Source organism: Pseudomonas ekonensis (genome assembly GCF_019145435.1).
GTDB classification, from domain to species: Bacteria; Pseudomonadota; Gammaproteobacteria; order Pseudomonadales; family Pseudomonadaceae; genus Aquipseudomonas; species Aquipseudomonas ekonensis.
On the sequence record NZ_JAHSTS010000002.1, the window covers coordinates 927,818 to 948,760 of the forward strand.

The 20,943-nt window shown below is 66.0% G+C and carries 23 protein-coding genes; 12 read left to right on the forward strand and 11 right to left on the reverse strand.

The features are described 5' to 3' along the window. Nucleotides 1-90 precede the first annotated feature (90 nt). The 5 genes from KVG96_RS17210 to KVG96_RS17230 form a co-directional block, all read right to left on the reverse strand. Entirely contained in the window at nt 91-282 is a 192-nt protein-coding gene (locus KVG96_RS17210; protein ID WP_217893172.1) for a DUF1289 domain-containing protein, read from the reverse strand. A gap of 128 nt (nt 283-410) precedes the next feature. Then, entirely contained in the window at nt 411-1,379 is a 969-nt protein-coding gene (gene scpB / locus KVG96_RS17215; protein WP_217893173.1) for an SMC-Scp complex subunit ScpB, read from the reverse strand. 11 nt (nt 1,380-1,390) lie between these two features. After that, nucleotides 1,391-2,209 carry a segregation and condensation protein A gene (locus KVG96_RS17220; RefSeq protein ID WP_496197698.1) on the reverse strand — a complete coding sequence of 273 codons (819 nt, stop codon included), beginning with the start codon at nt 2,207-2,209 and terminating at the stop codon, nt 1,391-1,393. Next, nucleotides 2,210-2,839 carry an L-threonylcarbamoyladenylate synthase gene (locus KVG96_RS17225; RefSeq protein ID WP_217893174.1) on the reverse strand — a complete coding sequence of 210 codons (630 nt, stop codon included), beginning with the start codon at nt 2,837-2,839 and terminating at the stop codon, nt 2,210-2,212. It lies immediately after the preceding gene. Between the two features lie 13 nt (nt 2,840-2,852). Continuing rightward, entirely contained in the window at nt 2,853-3,716 is an 864-nt protein-coding gene (locus KVG96_RS17230; RefSeq protein ID WP_217893175.1) for a PHP domain-containing protein, read from the reverse strand. Nucleotides 3,717-3,803: 87 nt separating this feature from the next. Between KVG96_RS17230 and KVG96_RS17235 the strand changes: the two genes are divergently transcribed. The 6 genes from KVG96_RS17235 to KVG96_RS17260 all read left to right on the forward strand — a co-directional run bounded on the left by KVG96_RS17235 (nt 3,804) and on the right by KVG96_RS17260 (nt 7,931). Then, nucleotides 3,804-4,400, forward strand: a complete 597-nt coding sequence (locus KVG96_RS17235) for a septation protein A (protein WP_217893176.1) — start codon at nt 3,804-3,806, stop codon at nt 4,398-4,400. A gap of 1 nt (nt 4,401) precedes the next feature. Next, on the forward strand, nt 4,402-4,701 hold the full coding sequence (locus KVG96_RS17240) for a YciI family protein (RefSeq protein WP_217893177.1): 300 nt from the start codon (nt 4,402-4,404) through the stop codon (nt 4,699-4,701). Nucleotides 4,702-4,821: 120 nt separating this feature from the next. After that, nucleotides 4,822-5,232 (forward strand): translation initiation factor 2, encoded by a 411-nt coding sequence (locus KVG96_RS17245; protein ID WP_217893178.1) that lies wholly within the window; start codon nt 4,822-4,824, stop codon nt 5,230-5,232. Between the two features lie 7 nt (nt 5,233-5,239). Next, entirely contained in the window at nt 5,240-5,917 is a 678-nt protein-coding gene (locus KVG96_RS17250) for a response regulator transcription factor (protein ID WP_217893179.1), read from the forward strand. Between the two features lie 135 nt (nt 5,918-6,052). Then, a complete protein-coding gene (locus KVG96_RS17255) occupies nt 6,053-6,502 on the forward strand; it encodes a Spy/CpxP family protein refolding chaperone (RefSeq protein ID WP_217893180.1) in 450 nt (149 codons plus the stop codon). A gap of 88 nt (nt 6,503-6,590) precedes the next feature. Beyond that, nucleotides 6,591-7,931 carry a sensor histidine kinase gene (locus tag KVG96_RS17260; RefSeq protein ID WP_217893181.1) on the forward strand — a complete coding sequence of 447 codons (1,341 nt, stop codon included), beginning with the start codon at nt 6,591-6,593 and terminating at the stop codon, nt 7,929-7,931. A 447-nt stretch (nt 7,932-8,378) separates the two neighbouring features. Here KVG96_RS17260 and KVG96_RS17265 read toward each other — a convergent pair whose 3' ends face one another. Further along, nucleotides 8,379-8,945: a nitroreductase family protein gene (locus KVG96_RS17265; RefSeq protein ID WP_217893182.1), complete on the reverse strand. Its 567-nt coding sequence runs from the start codon at nt 8,943-8,945 to the stop codon at nt 8,379-8,381. A gap of 121 nt (nt 8,946-9,066) precedes the next feature. Here KVG96_RS17265 and KVG96_RS17270 point away from each other — a divergent pair, with 121 nt between their 5' ends. Further along, nucleotides 9,067-10,521, forward strand: a complete 1,455-nt coding sequence (locus KVG96_RS17270; protein WP_217893183.1) for a TrkH family potassium uptake protein — start codon at nt 9,067-9,069, stop codon at nt 10,519-10,521. Here KVG96_RS17270 and KVG96_RS17275 read toward each other — a convergent pair. Continuing rightward, entirely contained in the window at nt 10,478-11,539 is a 1,062-nt protein-coding gene (locus KVG96_RS17275; RefSeq protein WP_217893184.1) for an AraC family transcriptional regulator, read from the reverse strand. The genes KVG96_RS17270 and KVG96_RS17275 overlap by 44 nt on opposite strands. 167 nt (nt 11,540-11,706) lie before the next feature. Here KVG96_RS17275 and KVG96_RS17280 point away from each other — a divergent pair, with 167 nt between their 5' ends. Next, on the forward strand, nt 11,707-12,018 hold the full coding sequence (locus KVG96_RS17280) for an Mpo1-like protein (protein ID WP_217893185.1): 312 nt from the start codon (nt 11,707-11,709) through the stop codon (nt 12,016-12,018). A 24-nt stretch (nt 12,019-12,042) separates the two neighbouring features. Continuing rightward, on the forward strand, nt 12,043-12,633 hold the full coding sequence (locus KVG96_RS17285; protein ID WP_217893186.1) for an HD domain-containing protein: 591 nt from the start codon (nt 12,043-12,045) through the stop codon (nt 12,631-12,633). A gap of 188 nt (nt 12,634-12,821) precedes the next feature. Here the strand turns inward: KVG96_RS17285 and KVG96_RS17290 are convergent, their stop codons facing one another. Then, nucleotides 12,822-13,637, reverse strand: coding sequence for a UDP-2,3-diacylglucosamine diphosphatase (locus KVG96_RS17290; protein WP_085577871.1), 816 nt, complete (start codon nt 13,635-13,637; stop codon nt 12,822-12,824). A 135-nt stretch (nt 13,638-13,772) separates the two neighbouring features. On the opposite strand from KVG96_RS17290, the gene KVG96_RS17295 reads away from it, so the two are divergent. Next, nucleotides 13,773-14,537: an AraC family transcriptional regulator gene (locus tag KVG96_RS17295; protein WP_217893187.1), complete on the forward strand. Its 765-nt coding sequence runs from the start codon at nt 13,773-13,775 to the stop codon at nt 14,535-14,537. A gap of 72 nt (nt 14,538-14,609) precedes the next feature. Then, on the forward strand, nt 14,610-15,503 hold the full coding sequence (locus tag KVG96_RS17300; protein ID WP_217893188.1) for a DMT family transporter: 894 nt from the start codon (nt 14,610-14,612) through the stop codon (nt 15,501-15,503). Here KVG96_RS17300 and KVG96_RS17305 read toward each other — a convergent pair. Further along, nucleotides 15,497-15,784 (reverse strand): Rdx family protein, encoded by a 288-nt coding sequence (locus tag KVG96_RS17305; RefSeq protein WP_085577874.1) that lies wholly within the window; start codon nt 15,782-15,784, stop codon nt 15,497-15,499. The two genes, KVG96_RS17300 and KVG96_RS17305, sit on opposite strands and share 7 nt — an antisense overlap. Nucleotides 15,785-15,855: 71 nt before the next feature. Here KVG96_RS17305 and KVG96_RS17310 point away from each other — a divergent pair, with 71 nt between their 5' ends. Continuing rightward, on the forward strand, nt 15,856-18,045 hold the full coding sequence (locus KVG96_RS17310) for a patatin-like phospholipase family protein (RefSeq protein ID WP_217893189.1): 2,190 nt from the start codon (nt 15,856-15,858) through the stop codon (nt 18,043-18,045). A gap of 428 nt (nt 18,046-18,473) precedes the next feature. On the opposite strand, the gene KVG96_RS17315 is transcribed toward KVG96_RS17310, so the two are convergent. Both KVG96_RS17315 and KVG96_RS17320 read right to left on the reverse strand, forming a co-directional pair. Next, nucleotides 18,474-20,246, reverse strand: a complete 1,773-nt coding sequence (locus tag KVG96_RS17315; RefSeq protein WP_217893190.1) for a motility hub landmark protein FimV — start codon at nt 20,244-20,246, stop codon at nt 18,474-18,476. A 127-nt stretch (nt 20,247-20,373) separates the two neighbouring features. After that, nucleotides 20,374-20,808 carry a MarR family transcriptional regulator gene (locus KVG96_RS17320; RefSeq protein WP_085577876.1) on the reverse strand — a complete coding sequence of 145 codons (435 nt, stop codon included), beginning with the start codon at nt 20,806-20,808 and terminating at the stop codon, nt 20,374-20,376. Between the last annotated feature and the right edge of the window lie 135 nt (nt 20,809-20,943).

Here is a 20,943-nt window from a genome sequence, read left to right on the forward strand (position 1 = left end):
GTGTGTTCGGGCGAAGGGTTCGCCGAAGGGCCGCGAATCATACGCGGATATGGCCGTTCGCGCATCAGAGACTAGCTGACGCGCGAACGTTCATTTCTTTTTCCGCCGACCGGTGGCGCCCAACTTGGCCAGGCGCAGCGCGGCCTCGGCCAGCACCGTGCGCCGGTCGTCCTTGTCGAGCTTCTTCCAGGCCTTGATCTCGCGCTTGCTGCGGCCGCAGCCCAGGCAGATGTCGTCGCCGAACTTGCAGACATCGATGCAGGGGTCTTTGGTTGAGCTCATGCATTTCTCCGACGTCGGATAGGCAAACCTGTGGGAGCCAGCCTGCTGGCGATGGCGGCTGGTCTGACACATCGATTCCGAATGGACTGCCGCCTTCGCGAGCAGGCTCGCTCCTACAGGTGTTGGCGTCAGTCTTCGCGCTCGAGGCGCTCGGCTTCGATGGCTTCGGCCAGGGCGCGGGCTTCGGCTTCTTCGTCGCTCAGTTCAGGTTCCGGCCGTTCAAGTGCGGCGACGGCGGCCAGCAGCTTTTCCCTGGCTTCGGCGACGCCGAGGATGTCTTCTTCGGGCTCAGGTTCAGGTTCAGGTTCAGGCTCGGGTTCAGATACCGACTCAGGTCCCGGCACGTCTTCGAAACCGTCCGGCGTCCCGCCCTCTTCCAGTCCGTCGCGCAGCAGGTCGTCGAAATCGGTCTTGATCCCCTCCTCCATGCTGTCCAGCTCCAGCAGCAGGGTGTGGAAACTGGTTTCCTCCTTCGGCTCCTCGGGCTCGGCGCTGGCGTCGGCCTGCTCCTGGAGGCTCGGCGGCACCGGGGCGTCGTCGAAGTCGAGCATCGGTTCCGGCTCGATCTCGCGCAGTTCCGCCAGCGGCGGCAGTTCGTCGAGGCTCTTGAGGTTGAAGTGATCGAGGAACGCCTTGGTGGTGGCGAACATCGCCGGTTTGCCCGGCACGTCGCGGTAGCCGACGATGCGGATCCACTCGCGCTCGATCAAAGTCTTGACGATGTTGCTGTTGACCGCCACGCCCCGCACGTCTTCGATTTCGCCACGGGTGATGGGCTGGCGGTAGGCGATCAGCGCCATGGTTTCCAGCAAGGCACGGGAGTAGCGCTGCGGGCGCTCCTCCCACAGGCGGCCGACCCACGGCGAATACTTCTCGCGGATCTGCAGGCGGTAGCCGGAGGCCACCTCCTTGAGCTCGAACGCCCGGCCTTCGCAGGACTTGCCCAGCAGGGTCAGGGCCTTCTTGAAGACTGCCGGCTCCGGCCGTTCGCCTTCTTCGAACAGTTCGAACAGGCGCTCAAGGGATTGCGGCTTTCCCGAAGCCAACAGGAAGGCTTCAAGCAGGGGGGCCAGCTCGCGGGGTTCAGTCAGGTTCATGTTTCGACTCGTTATTCGGCTCGGGCTCGCACGTGGATCGCGGCGAACGGCTCATTCTGCACCAGCTCGACCAAGGATTCCTTGACCAGCTCAAGGACCGCCATGAAGGTCACCACCACCCCGAGCCGGCCTTCCTCGGCGGTGAACAGCTCGACGAACGGCACAAACCCGCCGCCCTTGAGGCGTTCGAGCACATCGCTCATGCGTTCGCGGGTGGACAGCGCCTCTCGGCTGACCTGGTGGCTTTCGAACATGTCGCCCCGGCGCAGCACCTCGGACATGGACATCAGCAGCTCTTCCAGGATCACGTCCGGGTGCAGCTTGCGCACCTGGGCCTGGGGGGCATCGAGCTTGGGCACGATCACGTCTCGGCCGACCCGGCTCAGCTCGTCGATGCCTTCGGCGGCGGACTTGAAGCGCTCGTACTCCTGCAGGCGGCGGATCAGCTCGGCCCGGGGGTCTTCCTCCTCGTCCTCGACGGTCTCGGCCCGGGGCAGCAGCATCCGCGACTTGATCTCGGCGAGCATCGCGGCCATCACCAGGTATTCGGCGGCCAGCTCCAGGCGCACCGACTGCATCAGCTCGACGTAGCCCATGTACTGGCGGGTGATTTCCGCCACCGGGATGTCGAGGATGTCGATGTTTTGCTTGCGGATCAGGTACAGCAGCAGGTCGAGCGGGCCCTCGAAGGCTTCGAGGAACACCTCCAGCGCGTCCGGCGGGATGTACAGGTCAATCGGCAGCTGCGTGACGGCCTGGCCATAGACCATGGCGAACGGCAGTTCCTGCTGGGCTCCGGCCTGGGGATCGACGGTTTCGACGGCGGACATTCAGGCCTCGACCATGAACGGGGTCGGGTCGCCGCAGCCGACGCGGATCACTTCCGGGTCGTCGCCGGTCAGGTCGATCACGGTAGAGGCCTTGATGCCGCCGAAACCGCCATCGATGATCAGATTCACCTGATGCTCGAGCAACTGGCGCATCTCATAGGGATCGCTCAACGGATCCTCGTCGCCGGGCATGATCAGGGTCACGCTCATCAGCGGTTCGCCCAGCTCGTCCAGCAGCGCCAGGGCGATCGGATGGCTCGGCACCCGCAGGCCGATGGTGCGTTTCTTGGGGTGCAGCAGCAGGCGCGGCACTTCGCGGGTAGCATTGAGGATGAAGGTGTACGGCCCCGGCAGGTGGGCCTTGAGGATGCGGAACGTGCCGGTGTCGATCTTGGCGTAATTGCCCAGTTGCGACAGATCGCTGCAGATCAGTGCGAAGTTGTGCTTGTCGTCCAGTTGGCGCAGGCGGCGGACGCGCTCGATGGCGCTCTTGTCGCCAATTTGGCAACCGATGGCGTAGGAAGAGTCCGTGGGATAAATCACCACCCCGCCCTTGCGGATGATCTCGACCGCCTGTTTGATCAGGCGCGCCTGCGGGTTTTCCGGATGGATCTGGAAAAATTGACTCACATTCTCTTCCTGTTCAGACGGCCGCGATAACTGGGTCATGTTTGAACCGGCGCCACAGGGGCGGCAGGTCCTCCGGCACCGGCCGGTACTGGCCGATCTCGGACCAGCCACCAGGGCCATGGAAATCACTGCCGGCGGTGACCAGCAGACCGAATTCGCGGGCCAGGATCGAGAGGCTGCCCACCTGCTCCGCCGGCTGGTGGCCGTTGACCACCTCAAGCGCCTGTCCGCCCGCTTGAATATAGTCGGCAATCAGCCGGCGGCGCTTGCTGCGGGTGAAATCGTAGTGCCAAGGATGCGCCAGGCTGACCCAGGCCCCGGCGGCCCGCAGGGTCGCGACGGTATCCTCCAGGGTCGGCCAGTGCTGCTTGACATCCCCCAGCTTGCCGGCGCCCAGCCATTTGCGGAACGCCTCGGCGCGGTCCTTGACGAAGCCTTCGCGCACCATCCAGTCGGCAAAATGCGGACGGGCCGGCGCGTTGCCGCTGTCGCCCAGCGCCTGCTGGATCTGCCGCGCGCCTTCGAATGCGCCGGGCATGCCCTTCTGGGCCAGCTTGCGGCCGATCTCCTCGGAACGCAGCCAGCGGCCGTCGCGCAGTTGGGCGATGGCCTCGACCAACGGTGCGGCGTCGACGTCGAAGCCGTAGCCCAGCACATGAATGGTCGCCCCGCCCCAGGTGCACGACAGCTCGACGCCGTTGATCAGTTGCATGCCCAGGCCTTCGGCGGCCGCGCGCGCTTCGGCCAGGCCTTCCAGGGTGTCGTGATCGGTCAGGGACAGGATCCGCACGCCGTTCTCGAACGCTCGCGCAACCAGTGCCGCCGGCGCCAGGGCGCCGTCGGAGGCTGTGCTGTGGCAGTGCAAATCGACATTCACGGGGATGTGTAACCTCAAATCAGCTGGCGCTATCGCGCGCCCGTATGTTTGTTATTATGCCGCCACATCCAGCTTCTGGCTCTCACTGTGAAACAATTCATCGATTTCATCCCGCTCCTGCTGTTCTTCATCGTCTACAAACTCGATCCGCGCACCGTCGACGTCGCCGGCCACGAGCTGACCGTAGGCGGCATCTACAGCGCCACCGCGATGCTGATCGTCAGTTCCCTGGTGGTCTACGGCGCGCTGTTCGTCAAGCAGCGCAAGCTGGAGAAGAGCCAGTGGCTGACCCTCGTCGCCTGCCTGGTGTTCGGCAGCCTGACGCTGGCCTTCCACAGCGAGACCTTCCTGAAGTGGAAAGCCCCGGTGGTCAACTGGCTGTTCGCCCTGGCCTTCATCGGCAGCCATTTCATCGGCGACCGCCTGCTGATCAAGCGCATCATGGGCCACGCCCTGAGCCTGCCGGATCCGGTGTGGCTGCGCCTGAACATCGCCTGGATCGCGTTCTTCCTGTTCTGCGGGGCCGCCAACCTGTTCGTCGCCTTCACCTTCCAGAGCATCTGGGTCGACTTCAAGGTGTTCGGCAGCCTGGGCATGACCGTGCTGTTCCTGGTCGGACAGGGCATCTACCTGTCCCGTCACCTGCACGACGCCGATACCACAACGCCAAAAACCGAGGACTGACATGCTTTACGCCATCATTGCCACCGACGTCGCCAACTCCCTGGAAGCCCGCCTGGCCGCGCGCCCTGCGCACCTTGAGCGTCTGCAAGCGCTCAAGGGCGAAGGCCGCATCGTGCTGGCCGGCCCGCACCCGGCGGTCGACAGCAATGATCCGGGCGCGGCGGGCTTCTCCGGCAGCCTGATCGTCGCCGAGTTCGATTCCCTGGCCGCCGCGCAGGCCTGGGCCGACGCCGACCCGTACATCGCCGCCGGCGTCTACGCCAACGTCATCGTCAAGCCGTTCAAGCAAGTCCTGCCGTAACTTTTCCCGCCGACGTCCCCAGGCGATGAACCTTCCCGGTTCATCGCGCTCTCAATCGCTCATTATTCTCGTTTGCCGGCCGACAACCTGCCCACTATCCAATGGGAAACAGGAGTCGCGATGCGCAAGGGTCCGTTGTGTCTGATGTGGGTCACGCTGTCGGTCATGGCACCCGCCCATGGCGAAGAAAGCGTCGAAAACGGCAATTCCACGCCGCTGTCGCTGAGCGCCGGCACGCAGATCACCGAGCTGCAGCAGCGCCTCAAGGCCAGCGAGCAGCAGCGGGAAGAACTGAGCAAACAGCTGCAGAATGCCGACAGCGAACGCGAAAGCCCGCAACTGGCCCGGTTGCGTCAGGAGAACCAGCGCCTGAAACTGCAACTCAAGGAAGCCCAGTCCAGCCCGCTGCCGCGTCTGCTGACCGAGCAGCAGCAGTGGTTCGTCACCGGGGCCGCCGTTGCGCTATTGGCGCTGCTGTGCGGTATCTTTGCCGGTGGTGGACGCAGAACGCGTCGGCAATGGCTAAATTGAGTGAGTCATGAGCGAGCTGTTACTGATAGATGACGACCAGGAGCTGTGCGAACTCCTGAGCAGTTGGCTGAGCCAGGAAGGTTTCCAGGTGCGCGCCTGCCACGACGGCCAGAGCGCCCGCAAGGCCTTGGCCGAATCCGCGCCGGCGGCGGTGGTGCTGGACGTGATGCTGCCCGACGGCAGCGGCCTGGAACTGCTCAAGCAACTGCGCAGCGACCACGCCGACCTGCCGGTGCTGATGCTGTCGGCCCGGGGCGAACCGCTGGACCGCATCCTCGGCCTGGAGCTGGGCGCCGACGACTACCTGGCCAAGCCCTGCGACCCCCGCGAGCTGACCGCCCGTCTGCGCGCCGTGCTGCGCCGCAGCCACCCGGCGGCCGTGTCGACCCAGCTTGAGCTGGGCGACCTGAGCTTCAGCCCGGTGCGCGGCGTGGTCAGCATCAACGAGAAAGAGCTCACCCTCACCGTCTCCGAAAGCCGCCTGCTCGAAGCCCTGCTCAAGCAGCCCGGCGAGCCGCTGGACAAACAGGAACTGGCGCAGATCGCCCTCGGCCGCAAGCTGACCCTCTACGACCGCAGCCTGGACATGCACGTCAGCAACCTGCGCAAAAAGATCGGCCCGCACCCCGACGGCCGCCCGCGCATCGTGGCCCTGCGCAGCCGCGGCTACTACTACAGCCTCTGACGCTGCGTCAGTTTTGTCAGGCCGGCGCCGGAACGTCTTTACTCAAGCTTTACCCAGCGCTGACCGCCGCTGACCTTGATCTCCGTAATCTGTACCCATCCGGAACGTACCGGGAACGAGACAAGGAGATACACCATGCGCAAGACCCTCATCGCTCTGATGTTCGCCGCTGCCCTGCCGACCGTCGCCATGGCCATGCCGGAAGGCGCAGGCCCGATGGGCGGCCCGCTGGACGGCCCGCACCACGGCGGCCAGATGCACGGCATGCACGGCAAAGGCCCGTACAGCCAGCTGGACCTGTCCCGCGAACAGCGCGAGCAGATCCGCAAGATCATGGGCGAGCAGATGCACGAGCGCCGTCAAGTGGTCGACAAGTACCTGGAGAAACTGTCGCCGGCCGACCAGAAAGCCATGAAGGATGAGATGGCGGCCAACCACAAGAAAGCCGAAGCCGACGTACGCGCCGTGCTGAAGCCGGATCAGCAGAAGAAATTCGACGAGATCCAGAAGAAGCAGGCCGAGCGCCGCGCCGAATGGGCCGAATTCAAGGCCTGGAAAGCGCAACAGCCGCAAAAGGCGCAATAATGTCCTGAACCCCGGACCCGACGGCCTCCCCCGTCGGGTCTTTCTTGTTTGATCCCCTGTGGGATGCAGGTCTGACCGAGGACTGTCTGTGCGTTCACTGTTCTGGCGTATCCTGGCCAGCTTCTGGCTGGCCATCGCTCTGGTTGCAGGGCTCTCCATCCTGATGGGGCACATGCTCAACCAGGACGCGTGGATCCTCAGCCGCCACCCGGGCCTCAACACCCTGGCCGCCGAGTGGACGCAGACCTACGAAAGCCAGGGCGAAGACGCCGCCCAGGACATCCTTGAGCAGCGCAAACGCCAGTACCACATCGACGTGCAGGTGCTCAACGAAAGCGGCGACCCGGTGGTGCGCGGCACCTTCCCGCGCCGCGCCGCCGCGTTCGAGGCCCGCCAGAACAACGACGACCGCCGCCTGCCCTGGCGGCGCCTGACCGACGAATACACCAGCGCCAAGAGCGGCGACACCTACCTGTTCATCTACCGCATCCCGCACCCGGAACTCGACGCCTGGCACCGCGAAAGCCTGCTGTGGCCGTTGAGCGCGCTGGGCATCGCGCTGGTGGTGCTGACCCTGTTCAGCCTGCTGGTGACGTTTTCCATCACCCGGCCGCTCAACCGCCTGCGCGGCGCCGTGCACGACCTGGGGCAGACCACCTATCAGCAGAACAGCCTGGCGCAACTGGCCAACCGCCGCGACGAATTCGGCGTGCTGGCCAACGACTTCAACCGCATGGGCGCACGCCTGCAAAGCCTGATCGGCAGTCAGCGGCAACTGCTGCGCGACGTGTCCCATGAATTGCGCTCACCGCTGGCCCGGCTGCGCATCGCCCTGGCGCTGGCCGAGCGGGCCAGCCCCGAAGAACGGGAAAGGCTGTGGCCGCGCCTGGCCCGCGAATGCGACCGGCTGGAAGCGCTGATCAGTGAAATCCTGGTGCTGGCGCGGGTCGACGCCGACAACGCCAGCGCCGAAGACGTGGACCTGAACGCCCTGCTCGGCGCCCTGCAAAAAGATGCGCAGCTCGGCTCACCGGACCAGGCCGTGCGCCTGGAGGCCGAACCGCACCTGGCGCTGACCGGCTGGCCGACCATGATCGAACGGGCCGTGGACAACCTGCTGCGCAACGCCCAGCGCTTCAACCCTCAGGACCGGCCGATCGAACTGCAGGCTGCGCGCCAGGGCGAGCGGATCGTGGTCAGCGTGCGCGACCACGGGCCGGGGGTGCAGGACGAACATTTGAGCCAGTTGGGCGAGCCGTTCTACCGCGCACCGGGCCAGACCGCCGCCGGCCACGGCCTGGGCCTGGCGATCGCCCGCCGTGCGGCGGAACGGCACGGCGGCGCGCTGGTGCTGGCCAATCACCCGCAGGGCGGCTTCATCGCCAGACTGGAACTGCCCCTCGTGCCCGGCGCCGTCACCCAGCCCTGAACCTCTGCAGGAGCGAGCCTGCCCGCGATGGCCGCGTGTCAGGCCCATCCTTTTTTGGCTGACAGACCGCTATCGCGAGCAAGCTCGCTCCCACAGTGTCCGAGGGGTTCACAGGTTCGGCGTTCGCCCGCGACACCTGTGGGAGCGGGCTTGCCCGCGATGGCGTCATGTCAGTCACAACACCACTGACAGGCAGACCGCTATCGCGAGCAGGCTCGCTTCCACACTGTCCGAGGGGTTCACAGATTCGGCGTTCGCCCGCGATACCTGTGGGAGCGGGCTTGCCCGCGATGGCGGCCTGTCAGTCACAACACCACTGACAGGCAGACCGCTATCGAGAGCAGGCTCGCTCCCACAGTGTCCGAGGGGTTCACAGGTTCGGCGTTCGCCCGCGATACCTGTGGGCGCCAGCCTGCTGGCGATGGCCTCGGTCAAGACGCCGGGGACTCAGGCCTCGGCCGGCCAGGCGCTGACGAATTCGGCCAGTTCGACCTTCTCCGCCACCCGCGGCTCTTTCAGCGGAGTGCCCAGGTACAGGAAAGCAATCACCTGTTCGTCCTCGGTCAGCCCCAGGCCCTTGGCGACGTGTTTCGAGTAGGCCAGCTCACCGGTGCGCCACACCGCGCCGATCCCTTGGGCATACGCCGCCAGCAGGATCCCGTGGGCCGCGCAGCCCGCCGCCAGCAGTTGCTCGGATTTCGGGTACTTGACGTGATCCTGCAGCTTGGCGATCACCACAACCACCAAAGGTGCGCGCAGCGGGCCGTTGCGCGCCTTGTCGATGGCCGCCTCGGTGACTTCGCCATCCTGCATCTGCGCCGCTTCGGCCAGCAGCTCGCCCATCCGCTCGCGGGCCGGGCCTTCGACGGTCAGGAAACGGTACGGCTGCAAATGCCCGTGATCCGGCGCACGCAGGGCGGCGCCGAACAGGGCCTCGCGCTGCGCGGCGGTCGGGGCCGGGTCGGTCAGTCGCGGAACGGAAACACGGTTGAGCAAAGCGTCGAGAGCCTGCATCGGCCACCTCCTGTCAAAAATGTCGGGCTATTCTAGCGGCAAGTGCCCGCTCGATGCCGGTTTACATGCCTTGCCCCGCGGGTAGAATGGCGCCCTTCCCCCTTCAGCCCGAGTGGATTTCATGGCGTTGCCGACCTTAAGGATCATTGGTTTCATCATCGGCATCTTCCTGATCACCCTGGCCATCGCCATGATCGTGCCCATGGCCACCTTAGTGATCTTCGACCGCACCGGCGACATGCCGTCGTTCCTCTGGTCGAGCATGATCACCTTCGTCGCCGGCCTGGCGCTGGTGATCCCGGGCCGTCCGGAGCACATTCACCTGCGGCCCCGGGACATGTACCTGCTGACGGTCAGCAGTTGGCTGGTGGTGTGCATCTTCGCCGCGCTGCCGTTCCTGCTGACCCAGCACATCAGCTACACCGACTCGTTCTTCGAGAGCATGTCCGGCATCACCGCCACCGGCTCGACCGTGCTCACCGGCCTGGACAGCATGTCCCCCGGTATCCTGATGTGGCGCTCGCTGCTGCACTGGATCGGCGGCATCGGCTTCATCGGCATGGCCGTGGCGATCTTGCCGATGCTGCGCATCGGCGGCATGCGCCTGTTCCAGACCGAGTCCTCGGACCGCTCGGAAAAGGTCATGCCCCGCTCGCACATGGTGGCGCGGCTGATCGTGGCGGCCTACGTGGGCATCACCATTCTCGGCAGCCTGGCGTTCTGGTGGGCCGGCATGAGCCCGTTCGATGCGGTCAACCACGCCATGTCAGCGATCTCCACCGGCGGTTTCTCGACCTCCGACCAGTCCCTGGCCAAGTGGACGCAGCCGGCGGTGCACTGGGTCGCGGTGGTGGTCATGATCCTCGGCAGCCTGCCGTTCACCCTGTACGTGGCGACCCTGCGCGGCAACCGCCGGGCGCTGATCAAGGACCAGCAAGTGCAGGGGCTGCTCGGCATGCTGCTGGTGACCTGGCTGGTGCTCGGCACCTGGTACTGGTGGACCACCAACCTGCATTGGCTGGACGCGCTGCGGCACGTGGCGCTGAACGTGACCTCGGTGGTCACCACCACCGGATTCGCGCTGGGGGACTACAGCCTGTGGGGCAATTTCTCGCTGATGCTGTTCTTCTATCTGGGCTTCGTCGGCGGCTGCTCCGGCTCGACGGCGGGCGGGATCAAGATCTTCCGTTTCCAGGTCGCCTACATCCTGCTCAAGGCCAACCTCAACCAGTTGATTCACCCGCGGGCGGTGATCAAGCAGAAATACAACGGCCACCGCCTCGACGAAGAGATCGTGCGCTCGATCCTGACCTTTTCGTTCTTCTTCGCCATCACCATCTGCGTGATCGCCCTGCTCCTGTCGCTGCTGGGCGTCGACTGGATGACGGCGTTGACCGGCGCCGCCAGCACCGTGTCCGGCGTCGGCCCCGGCCTGGGCGAGACCATCGGCCCGGCCGGCAACTTCGCCAGCCTGCCGGATGCGGCCAAGTGGATCCTGTCGTTCGGCATGCTGCTGGGGCGGCTGGAGATCATCACGGTGTTTGTGCTGTGCATTCCGGCGTTCTGGCGTCACTGACCGCGTTCGGCGCGTCCAGCAGGCGGGCGCGGTAGTCGCCGGGGGTGGTGTCGAACCAGCGGCGGAAGGCGCGGAAGAAATTGCTCGGGTCGGCGAACCCCAGCAGGTAGGCGATCTCCAGCAAGGTCATGTTCGGCTGCGCCAGGTACTGCTCGGCCAGTTCGCGGCGGGTATCGTCGAGCAACTGCTGGAAGCTGGTGCCCTCTTCCTGCAGGCGGCGCTGCAAGGTGCGCTGCGACAGGTGCAGGGTCTGCGCCACCGCATCGCGCTTGGGCTCGCCCTGGGGCAGCAGGCGGCACAGCACCTGACGCGCCTTGTGGGTCACGCGGCTTTCGGAGAACCGCGCCAGGTACTCCCCGGCGAACCGGTCGTGCAGCAGCGCCATCGCTTCGTTGGCGGTGGGCAGCGGCGCTTCCATGTCGGCACGCTCGAAGATCAGCGCATCGTACGGCGCGTTGAACACCAGCGGCGCGTGGAAGGCCTGCCGATAGGGCTCCAGGTCGTCCGGCTCGTCGCCCTGCACCAGCACCTTGCGCGGGTGCAGGGTGCGCCCGGTCAGCCAGCCACACAGGCTCAAAGCGCAGGCCAGCGAGGCCTCGGCGCTCTGGCGGGTCGGCGGCAGGTGGTCGCCGTGCACCGTCAGGATCAGCGCATAGCCTTCGTCGAGCAGACGGAAACTCAGGTCGGCGCTTTCGGCGATGATCCGCTGATAACGCACCAGCCGCTGAAAGCCTTCGGCCAGGGTGTTGCTGGACATCAGCGCATAGCCGGCGACATGGAAGGAGGCCGGGCGCACCACCTTGCCCATGTTCAGGCCGATCGCCGGATTGCCCGACAGCTCGACCGCCCGCTGCCACAGACGGGTCATGGAATCCTGCGGGAAGCGTGCGTCCGGATCGTCCAGCGCCGCGTAGTCGAGCCCCAGTTGCCTGAACAGAACCCGGCAATCCAGGCCGTCCATTTCCAGTGCCTTGACAATCCCCATCGCCCAGCTTGATGAAGTCGTTCGTTCGCTCATGGCGTTTATTCTTAAATGACATGACGGGCCGCATACTACGGCGGATTTTCCAAGGATAGTAAAGTGGCGCCGATTGTCACTGGCCAGCACCGACGATCACTCTAGACTCAAATAAGCTACCCGCCGAACAACTCGCCATCAGAACAATAACCACAGAGATCGCAGTCGTGGACACCCTCAAGCCTTTCAGCAGCTTCGCCGAGTTCTATCCGTATTACCTCAGCGAGCACAGCAACAGCGCCTGCCGGCGCCTGCATTTCGCCGGCACCACACTGGTGCTGTTGATTCTGGCGCTGGCCATCGCCCAGGGCGCGTGGCTGCTGTTGCTGGCGCTGCCGCTGGCCGGCTACGGCTTCGCCTGGGTCGGGCATTTCTTTTTCGAGAAGAACCGCCCCGCCACCTTCCAGCATCCGTTCTACAGCCTGCTCGGCGACTTCGTCATGTACCGCGACATGCTCCTGGGCCGCGTGCCGTTCTAGAACCCCAGCAAACGAGGACGGCCGATGAACGCCAACGCCCGCTTCACCCACATGAAGGACGGCACCCGGGAAGACTGGGCGATCATCGCCGCCGATTTCAGCGCCTACGCCCGCCAGTTGCCCGGCCGGATCCTGGCGCACCTCAAGTTGCTGGAAGGGGATTTCGGCGGGTTTGCGGTGGATCGCCTCACCCACTCCCTGCAGACCGCGACCCGCGCCTGGCGCGACGGCCGCGACGAGGAGTACGTGGTCTGCGCCCTGCTCCACGACATCGGCGACACCCTCGGCTCCTACAACCACCCGGACATCGCCGCGGCGATCCTCAAGCCGTTCGTCAGCGCCGAGAACCTGTGGATGGTGGAAAAGCACGGCATCTTCCAGGGCTATTACTTCTTCCATCACCTGGGCATGGACCGGCACCTGCGCGAGCAGTTCAAGGGGCATGCCCAGTATCAGGCGACGGTGGAATTCTGCGCCCGCTATGACGCCGCCGCGTTCGACCCGGCCTATGACACGCTGCCGCTGAGCTTCTTCGAACCGATGCTGGAGCGGGTGTTCGCTGCGCCGAAGAATTCGATCTACAAGGCGGCGATGCAGGAACACACACCGGCCTGAGTGACTTGGGAACCGCTGCGCGGTTCATCGCCAGCAGGCTGGCTCCCACTTCGATTGGCGGCGACCACAGATTCTGCCTTCACCTCTGATCCCTGTGGGAGCCAGCCTGCTGGCGATGGCGTCAGCAAGGACGCCGCATGACCGAAGAGACTGTCGCTCCGATCGGCGATCCGACAAACGCATACAACCTAAGCCAGCTCAGCCACCTTGGCCGCCTTCAGTTGCGCCTCCCGCGCCTGCGCATCCGCCAGCCGGTACAGCTCGATGGTGCCGTCCCAGTGCTCGATCAGCGCCGTGCACGATTCCACCCAATCGCCGCAGTTGAGGTAGTCCACCTCGCCCACCTTGCGGATCTCGGCATGGTGGATGTGGCCGCAGACCACCCCGTGCAGCTCGCGCTTGACGCACTCGTGGGCGATGGCTTCCTCGAAGTCGCTGATGAAGTTCACCGCCGTCTTCACCTTGTGCTTGAGGTAGGCCGACAGCGACCAGTAGCCGTAGCCGTACTTCGCCCGCCAGTGGTTGAGCCAGCGGTTGAGGGTCAGGGTGAATTCGTAGGCCGAGTCGCCGAGGAACGCCAGCCAGCGGTGATAGCGGGTGATCACGTCGAACTGGTCGCCGTGGATCACCAGCAGGTGCCGGCCGTCGGCGGTGACGTGCACCGCTTCGTCCACCAGCTGGATGTTGCCCAGGATCAGCTTCGAATAGCGGCGCAGGAATTCGTCGTGGTTGCCGGTGACGTAGATCACCTCGGTGCCGCGCTTGCTCATGGTCAGCAGGCGGCGGATCACGTTGGTGTGCGCCTGGGGCCAGTACATGCCGCCGCGCAGTTTCCAGCCGTCGATGATGTCGCCGACCAGGTAGACCTTGTCGGCATGGTAGCCCTTGAGGAACTGCGACAGGTGCTCGGCCTGGCAATCCCGCGTGCCCAGGTGCACATCGGAGATCCACAAAGTGCGCACCCGTTGTTTACGGCTGGGTCTGGCGAGCTCGGCGCTGGTCATGGACAACCCTCTGCAATGTTTTGCAAAGCTTGCGCCTGCGCGGTGACCCGACCATGACAACCGTGCGTCAGTCCCGTGACAGCGCACAAGCGCCCGGGCGGTGTAGACTGAACGCCACTTCGGAGACCTGCGGCCATGCGACCGATCCTGACCCTGCGCCACTACACACACGACCTGATCGTCCACAGCCACGACCACGCGCAACTGGTGTTCGGCCTGTCCGGCGCGCTGGACTTCGAGGTCGAAGGCTGCGGCAGCCAGGTGCGCCAGCAGAGTTTCGTGGTGGTTCCCGGCGGTGCCCGCCACGCCTGCGGCAGCCCCGACGGCAGCCGCTGCCTGGTGCTGGACGTGCCCGAGGGGCCGTGGGTCGCCGACTCGCTGGGCGACCACGCCGACGCCAGCCGCCGCCTGCTTGAGCGCCCCGGGCGCCTGACGCTGGACAGCGGCCAGAGCCAGTTGGTCAGTTGGCTGGCCAACAGCCCGATCGGCGATCCCTTGATCGCCCGCCAGGGCGCGGTCCTGCTGCTGGCCAGCCTGAACAGCGCCCGCCCCGCCGAACTCGCCGCCCGGCGCCTGCCCTACGCGGCGCTGGATGCGCACATCGAGCAGTACGCCGCCTACCCGTTGCAGGTGGCCGACCTGGCGCGGGTCGCCGGCCTGTCCAGCGCCCGCCTGCATGCGCGCTTCGTCGCCGAATGCGGGCAGACGCCGATGGACTACATCCGCAGCCGTCGCCTGCACAAGGCCGCCGGCCTGTTGCGCGACACCGCCCTGCCCATCGGCGAAATCGCCAGCCGGGTCGGCTACAGCTCCCAGAGCGCCTTCGCCGCCGCCATGCTGCGCGAGTTCGGCGCCTCGCCCGGCAACCTGCGCCGCGAGGCCGGCGACAAAGGACGATAGTCTGCCGACAGACATCCCCGACGCGGCGTCCCTAAACTGTCGCTGTGTTGAACCGGATTCCCAAGGACCGCAATGACTCCCCGCACAGCCCTCGGCGCCCTGCACATCGGCGCACTGATGTTCGGCCTGACCGGCGTGTTCGGCAAACTCGCCGCCGCCACGCCTGCGGTCATCGTGTTCGGACGCGCCGCCTTCGCCGTCGTCGCCCTGGCGTTCTTCGCCCGGATCGCCAGCCAGAACGCCTGGCAACGGCTCCAGGCGGCGGACTGGCGCCGCCTCGCCCTCGGCGGCGTGCTGCTGGCCGGGCACTGGGTGAGTTTCTTCCTGGCGGTGAAGGTCGCCGGGGTGGCGATCGCGACCCTGGGCTTCGCCAGTTTCCCGGCGTTCACTGTGATCCTCGAAGGGCTGGTCTTCCGCGAGCGGATCCGCACCAACGAAATCGTGCTGGTGGCGCTGGTGAGCGTCGGCCTGGTGCTGGTGACGCCGGCGTTCGACCTGGCCAGCGGAGCCACCGCCGGCCTGCTCTGGGCGGTCCTGTCGGGCCTGCTGTTTTCCCTGCTGTCGCTGACCAACCGCGCCGGTTCCGGACGCATCCCCGCAGTGCAGGCGGCGCTGTGCCAGAACGTGGTGGTGGCGCTGTGTCTATTGCCGGTGGCGGCGCCGCAGCTGGGCGGCGTGCGGGCCATGGACTGGCTGTGGATCGCCCTGCTCGGGGTGTTCTGCACCGGCGTCGCCCACAGCCTGTTCGTCGCCAGCCTGGCGGTGATCAAGGCCCGCACTGCCGCCGTGGTGTTCGCCCTGGAGCCGGTGTACGGCATCACCGTCGCCTGGCTGCTGTTCGATGAGGACCCGACCTTGCGCATGCTGGCCGGCGGCGCGTTGATCATCGTCGCCATCGTGGTGTCGAGCCGGCTGTCAGGCGGCTCGGGCAAGAACGCCGTCGGGGCCCAGGCGCCGTCTCACTGAGTGCGGTCGTTGTGGCCGAGGTCGCGGTCGGGGTCGATCCGGTCGCGCACCCGCTGCTTGAGCACCTTGGCCTCGGGGAAGCCGCCGTCGGCCTTGCGCTCCCAGATCTGCACGCCGTCGCAGGCGATGTGGAACACCCCGCCGGTGCCCGGCACCAGCGACACCTTGCCCAAATCGTCGGCAAACGTGCTGAGCAGCTCCTGCGCCAGCCAGGCGGCGCGCAGCAGCCACTGGCATTGGGTGCAATAGGTGATGACGATTTCCGGTCTTGGGGCGGACATGTTCGCTGAAACTCCTGAGGCAGAGGGCGCCGCTATAATAGCCGGCTTTACCGCTCGCCCCGAGACTCACCATGCGTCGCCTTCTGATCTGCCTGCTGCTTGGTTTCCTTCCGCTGCTTGCCCATGCCGATGAAACGGCGCGGCCCAAGGTCGGCCTGGTGCTGTCCGGCGGCGCGGCCCGGGGGCTGGCGCACATCGGCGTGCTCAAGGCCCTGGAGGAGCAAGGCATCAAGATCGACGCGATCGCCGGCACCAGCATGGGGGCGGTGGTCGGCGGCCTCTACGCCTCGGGCTACAAGATCGACGAACTGGAGAAGCTCGCCCTGTCCATCGACTGGCAGCAGGCGCTGTCCGACGCGCCGCCCCGGGAGGACGTGCCGTTCCGGCGCAAGCAGGACGACCGCGACTTCCTGGTGAAACAGAAGCTCAGCTTCCGCGACGACGGCAGCCTCGGTCTGCCGCTGGGGGTGATCCAGGGCCAGAACCTGGCGCTGATGCTCGAAAGCCTGCTGGCCCACACCAGCGACACCCGAGACTTCGACAAACTGCCGATCCCGTTCCGCGCCGTGGCCACCGACATCGCCGACGGCGAGAAGGTGGTGTTCCGCAAGGGCCACCTGCCCCAGGTGATCCGCGCCAGCATGTCGATCCCGGCGGTGTTCGCCCCGGTCGAACTGGACGGCCGCCTGCTGGTGGACGGCGGCATGACCGACAACATTCCCCTCGACGTGGCCCGGGAAATGGGGGTCGATGTCGCCATCGTCGTCGACATCGGCACCCCGCTGCGCAACCGCAAGCAACTGGCCACGGTGGTCGATGTGCTGAACCAGTCCATCACGCTGATGACCCGGCGCAACTCCGAAGAGCAACTGGCGGCGTTGCACCCCGGCGACGTGCTGATCCAGCCGCCGCTGGCGAGCTTCGGCGTCACCGATTTCGGCCGCGCCCAAGAGATGATCGACGCCGGCTACCGCGCCACCCGGATCCTCGACGCCCGCCTGGCCCGCCTCAAGCCCTCCCAACCCCAGGACACCGAACTGGCCGCCGCCCGTTCACCGGGCCAGCGCACGCCGGTGATCACGGCGATCCGGGTCGAGAACGACTCGAAGGTCGGCGACGACGTGATCCGCTACTACATCCGCCAGCGCATCGGCGAACCGCTGGACCTGGGCCGCCTGCAGACCGACATGGGCACGCTGTACGGCCTGGACTACTTCGAGCAGGTGCAGTACCGCGTGGTGCACAAGGGGCCGGACCACACGCTGGTGATCAGCGCCCGCGGCAAGCGCAGCGGCACCGACTACCTGCGCATCGGCCTCAACCTGTCCGACGACATGCGCGGCGACAGCGCCTTCAACCTCGGCGCCAGCTATCGGGTCAACGGCATCAACCGCCTCGGCGCCGAATGGCTGACCCGCGCGCAGATCGGCGACAAGCAGGAGCTGTACACCGAGTTCTATCAGCCGCTGGACGTCGGCTCGCGCTACTTCCTCGCGCCCTACGCGGCGTTCGCGGCGCAGAACGTCGACTCGGTGCTCGACAACGACCCGATCGCCCAATACCGCGTCGAGCGCTATGGCTTCGGCCTCAATGTCGGCCGGCAGATCGGCAACAGCGGCGAGGTGCGGCTGGGCATCGGCGAGGCCTGGGGCAAGGCCGACGTGCGCATCGGCGACCAGAACCAGCCCGGCGAACACTTCAACGAAGGTTTCTATGCGCTCAAGTATTCGTTCGACTCGCTGGACAACGTGTACTTCCCCCACGAGGGCGAGGACATCGGCCTGACCCTGGCGCAGTTCGAGCCGGGCCTGGGTTCCGACACCCGTTACCGGCAATGGGAGTTCAAACTGGACAAGGCCATGAGCCACGGCCCGGACACCCTGGTGCTCGGCGGCCGCTACGGCCGCACCCTGGACGATGCCAACGTGGTGGTCTCCAGCTTCCTGCTCGGCGGCGCACGGCAGTTGTCCGGATTCCGCGAAGATGCGGTCTCCGGCCAGAACGTCAGCCTGATGCGCGCCGTGTACTACCGTCGCCTGACCCCGCGCTCGTTCCTGCCGCTGGACTTCCCGCTGTACGCCGGCGCCTCGCTGGAGCGCGGCCGGGCCTGGAACAACGACAACGAATTCGACAGCGGCTACATCAACGCGGCCAGCGTGTTCATCGGGTTCGACACACCATTGGGGCCGCTGAACTTCAGCTATGGGTTGAACGATGCGGATGAGCAGGCGGTTTATCTGAATCTGGGGCAGACGTTCTGAGGCAGGCCTGGATTTTCTGCGGCGTCTGACGGATCGCTATCGCGAGCAAGCTCGCTCCCACAGTGTCCTAGGGGTTCACAGATTCCGCATTCGCCTGCAATACCTGTGGGAGCGGGCTTGCCCGCGATGGCGGTGCATCAGCCCCATCATTCTTGGCGGACAGACCGCTATCGCGAGCAGGCTCGCTCCCACAGTGTCCGCGGGGCTCACGGACTCCGCGTTCGCCTGCAATACCTGTGGGAGCGGGCTTGCCCGCGATGGCTGTACATCAGCCCTGTCATTCTTGGCGGACAGACCGCTATCGCGAGCAGGCTCGCTCCCACAGTGTCCGAGGTGTTCAGGGGGGGCGTTCACCCGTGATACCTGTGGGAGCCAGCCTGCTGGCGATGGCGTCAGCTCAGGCACCGCAGGGCAAAATCCAAAATGCCTCAGCGGATCCCCGCCAACAGCGTCCGCGCCGTCTGCCTGAGCGGTTCGTCGCCCTCCTTGAGCAACTCGTTGAGCAGGGCGATGGCGCTGTCGATGTCGCCGTCGTCGATGCAGGTCTGAGCCTGTTCCAGTTTCCCGGCACCGGCCGGCGGACCGGGCGGTTTGCCGGGGTCGCCGAACGCGTTGAGGAAGTCCTCGTCCAGCGTCGGCTCCTGCGGTTCAGCGATCCATTCCAGCTCCTCCGCTTCGGCATCGGCGTCCTGGGGCAGTTCGAAATCCTGAGGCAGAATCTCCAGGGTGTCGCCCAGCGTGGACGTCTCCTGTGAAACCGGCTCGGCGGGCCGTTCGTCGTCCAGATCCCAGCTTGAATCCATCGACAGATCGCCGATATCCAGCTCGAAATTGTCCTCGGGCTCCGTCGGCGGTGCCGTGACAACCGGTATCGCCGCCGTCATGGCCGCGGCCTGCACAAGCGGCGCGACAGGCGTCGGGGGCGCGACAGGGGCCAGCGGCGCGACCGGAGCCAGTTTCGGGCAACGGCTGCGAACGTCCTGCAACGCCGGTTCCGCCACCCCCTGCCCGCGCAGGTGGCTTTCCTGTTCGTCATAGGCGGCGCCATCGCCTTGCCGGCCCAGCACCTCAAGCAATTGCAGGCCGAGGTCGGTGCGTTCCGGCTCCTTGTCCAGCGCGTCACGCAGCAGGCCGGCCGCTTCGGCCAGCCGCCCGTAGGCCAGATAGATGCCGACCGCCTCCAGCACCTGGCCGGCGCCGGATTCCTCACGGTGTTCGGCGGCGTGGTGAAGCGCAGCGGGCCGGGATGTACCGCCCCCTTCAACCTGGGGTTCATTGCGCTGCGCCGGGGCCGGCTGCGCAGCCTGGGCTTGCGTCGCCTGCCGGCGCCGACGCAACACGAACAGGCCGGCCACCAGTGCGCCCAGCAGCACTAGCAATCCGCCGTACAACGGCCAATCGCTCGAGTGCTCCTGGGGCTCGACCGGGGCGGCGACCGCCGCAGGCGCAGGTGCCGCCACCGGCGGGGGCGGGGCCTGCTGAAGCTCGGTCAGGCGGGCCTGCAGGTCGCTGAGCTGCTTCTTGCCGTCAGCGATCTGGATGTCCTGGGCCTGAAGCCTGGTGTTCAGCTCATCAAGGGATTTCTGTAGTTGCTGGTTCTGCAGGACGCTGGCCGCCAGTTGTTCGGCCAACGCGTCGTTGGCGGGCGCTGCGGGCGCGGGCGGCGCGCTGGCGACCGGTTGGGCCGCAGGCTTGCCGGGGGCGGTGGGCGCAGGCGCTTCGGGGGTCGGAAAGCCGGAGTCCTGGGCGCGCACGTCCGGTTCGTCGGTGGCCGGCACGATGCCCGGCGAGCCCGGCGGGTCGATCAGCACCGTGTATTCGCGCAGCAAGCGGCCGTTGGGTTGATTGACCTGCACCAGGAAATTCAGGAAAGGTTCGTTGACCGGTTTGCCGGACGTCACCCGGATCAGGTTGCGGTCGCCCCGCAGGATCGGGGTGAACTTGAGGTCATTGAGGAAGAACACCCGCTCGACCCCGGCCCGGCTGAACTCGTCGGCCGTGGCCAGGCTGACCGACAGTTCGCTTTGGCTGAGCCCGCCGACGTCCAGCAAGGCGATGTCGGCCTTGAACGGCTGATCGAGGCCCGAATGCACGGTGATGTCACCGAGCCCCAGCGCCAAGGAGGCGGTTGACCAGACAAGCACGCCGGCCAACACCAGCGGGCGGGCGCAACGCAGTACCACGTGCCGACTTCCGAGCATGAGCATCCCTTATATAAGCAAAACCGACTTCTATGCGTTCGCACATCCGGTACGAACACGATATTGCCCAGTAGTTCTTATAGTCGGCCCGACGCGATCCCTCAAAAAAACGGCACGGGGTTTTGCCTCAGGATTTTTCCAGGTTGCCCAGAATGTGCGCGTGAACACGCATGCAGACCTTCAGGTCCGCGTCGTCCACACCCTCGAACAGTTCATGGCGCAATTGCGTGGCGATGGTTTCGATCTGGTCGATCAACGGCCGGGCCGGGGGACACAGCACGATCTTTTTCGCCCGACGGTCTTCCATCACGGACTGGCGTTGCACCAGCCCCTGGCTTTCCAGGCTGTCGAGCAGGCGGGCCAGGGTCGGCCCTTCGACGCCGACGCTCTGCGCCAGCTCACGCTGGGTCGGCGCCTCGTCGAAGCGCGCCAGGTGCAGCAGCACCAGCCAGCGCGCCTGGGACAGGCCCATGCCGGCCAGCCGGCGATCCAGTTCGGCACGCCACCCACGGGACATCTGCGCCAGTTGCATGCCAAAGCGGTGTTGATCGGTTAACGGCATAAAACACTCATGGTTAGACTGAAGAAATAGAAAAAAACTAATTATTAGTCAGCTAAGCATGACATTTGGCTATAGGCAAGAGGATGTCTTGCACTGAATCGTTACATCAAAGCAACGGGTCGTGTAAGCCAAGGC

Excerpts from the sequence above, each read along its gene's own strand:
- KVG96_RS17250 (WP_217893179.1), top strand. The coding sequence starts at position 5,240 with ATGAGCGAGCTGTTACTGATAGATGACGACCAGGAGCTGTGCGAACTC.
- KVG96_RS17320 (WP_085577876.1), bottom strand. The coding sequence starts at position 20,808 with ATGCCGTTAACCGATCAACACCGCTTTGGCATGCAACTGGCGCAGATG.
- KVG96_RS17275 (WP_217893184.1), bottom strand. The coding sequence starts at position 11,539 with ATGAGCGAACGAACGACTTCATCAAGCTGGGCGATGGGGATTGTCAAG.
- KVG96_RS17285 (WP_217893186.1), top strand. The coding sequence starts at position 12,043 with ATGAACGCCAACGCCCGCTTCACCCACATGAAGGACGGCACCCGGGAA.
- KVG96_RS17270 (WP_217893183.1), top strand. The coding sequence starts at position 9,067 with ATGGCGTTGCCGACCTTAAGGATCATTGGTTTCATCATCGGCATCTTC.
- KVG96_RS17220 (WP_496197698.1), bottom strand. The coding sequence starts at position 2,209 with ATGTCCGCCGTCGAAACCGTCGATCCCCAGGCCGGAGCCCAGCAGGAA.
- KVG96_RS17300 (WP_217893188.1), top strand. The coding sequence starts at position 14,610 with ATGACTCCCCGCACAGCCCTCGGCGCCCTGCACATCGGCGCACTGATG.
- KVG96_RS17315 (WP_217893190.1), bottom strand. The coding sequence starts at position 20,246 with ATGCTCGGAAGTCGGCACGTGGTACTGCGTTGCGCCCGCCCGCTGGTG.
- KVG96_RS17305 (WP_085577874.1), bottom strand. The coding sequence starts at position 15,784 with ATGTCCGCCCCAAGACCGGAAATCGTCATCACCTATTGCACCCAATGC.
- KVG96_RS17245 (WP_217893178.1), top strand. The coding sequence starts at position 4,822 with ATGCGCAAGGGTCCGTTGTGTCTGATGTGGGTCACGCTGTCGGTCATG.
- KVG96_RS17265 (WP_217893182.1), bottom strand. The coding sequence starts at position 8,945 with ATGCAGGCTCTCGACGCTTTGCTCAACCGTGTTTCCGTTCCGCGACTG.
- KVG96_RS17210 (WP_217893172.1), bottom strand. The coding sequence starts at position 282 with ATGAGCTCAACCAAAGACCCCTGCATCGATGTCTGCAAGTTCGGCGAC.
- scpB (WP_217893173.1), bottom strand. The coding sequence starts at position 1,379 with ATGAACCTGACTGAACCCCGCGAGCTGGCCCCCCTGCTTGAAGCCTTC.
- KVG96_RS17295 (WP_217893187.1), top strand. The coding sequence starts at position 13,773 with ATGCGACCGATCCTGACCCTGCGCCACTACACACACGACCTGATCGTC.
- KVG96_RS17310 (WP_217893189.1), top strand. The coding sequence starts at position 15,856 with ATGCGTCGCCTTCTGATCTGCCTGCTGCTTGGTTTCCTTCCGCTGCTT.
- KVG96_RS17290 (WP_085577871.1), bottom strand. The coding sequence starts at position 13,637 with ATGACCAGCGCCGAGCTCGCCAGACCCAGCCGTAAACAACGGGTGCGC.
- KVG96_RS17255 (WP_217893180.1), top strand. The coding sequence starts at position 6,053 with ATGCGCAAGACCCTCATCGCTCTGATGTTCGCCGCTGCCCTGCCGACC.
- KVG96_RS17240 (WP_217893177.1), top strand. The coding sequence starts at position 4,402 with ATGCTTTACGCCATCATTGCCACCGACGTCGCCAACTCCCTGGAAGCC.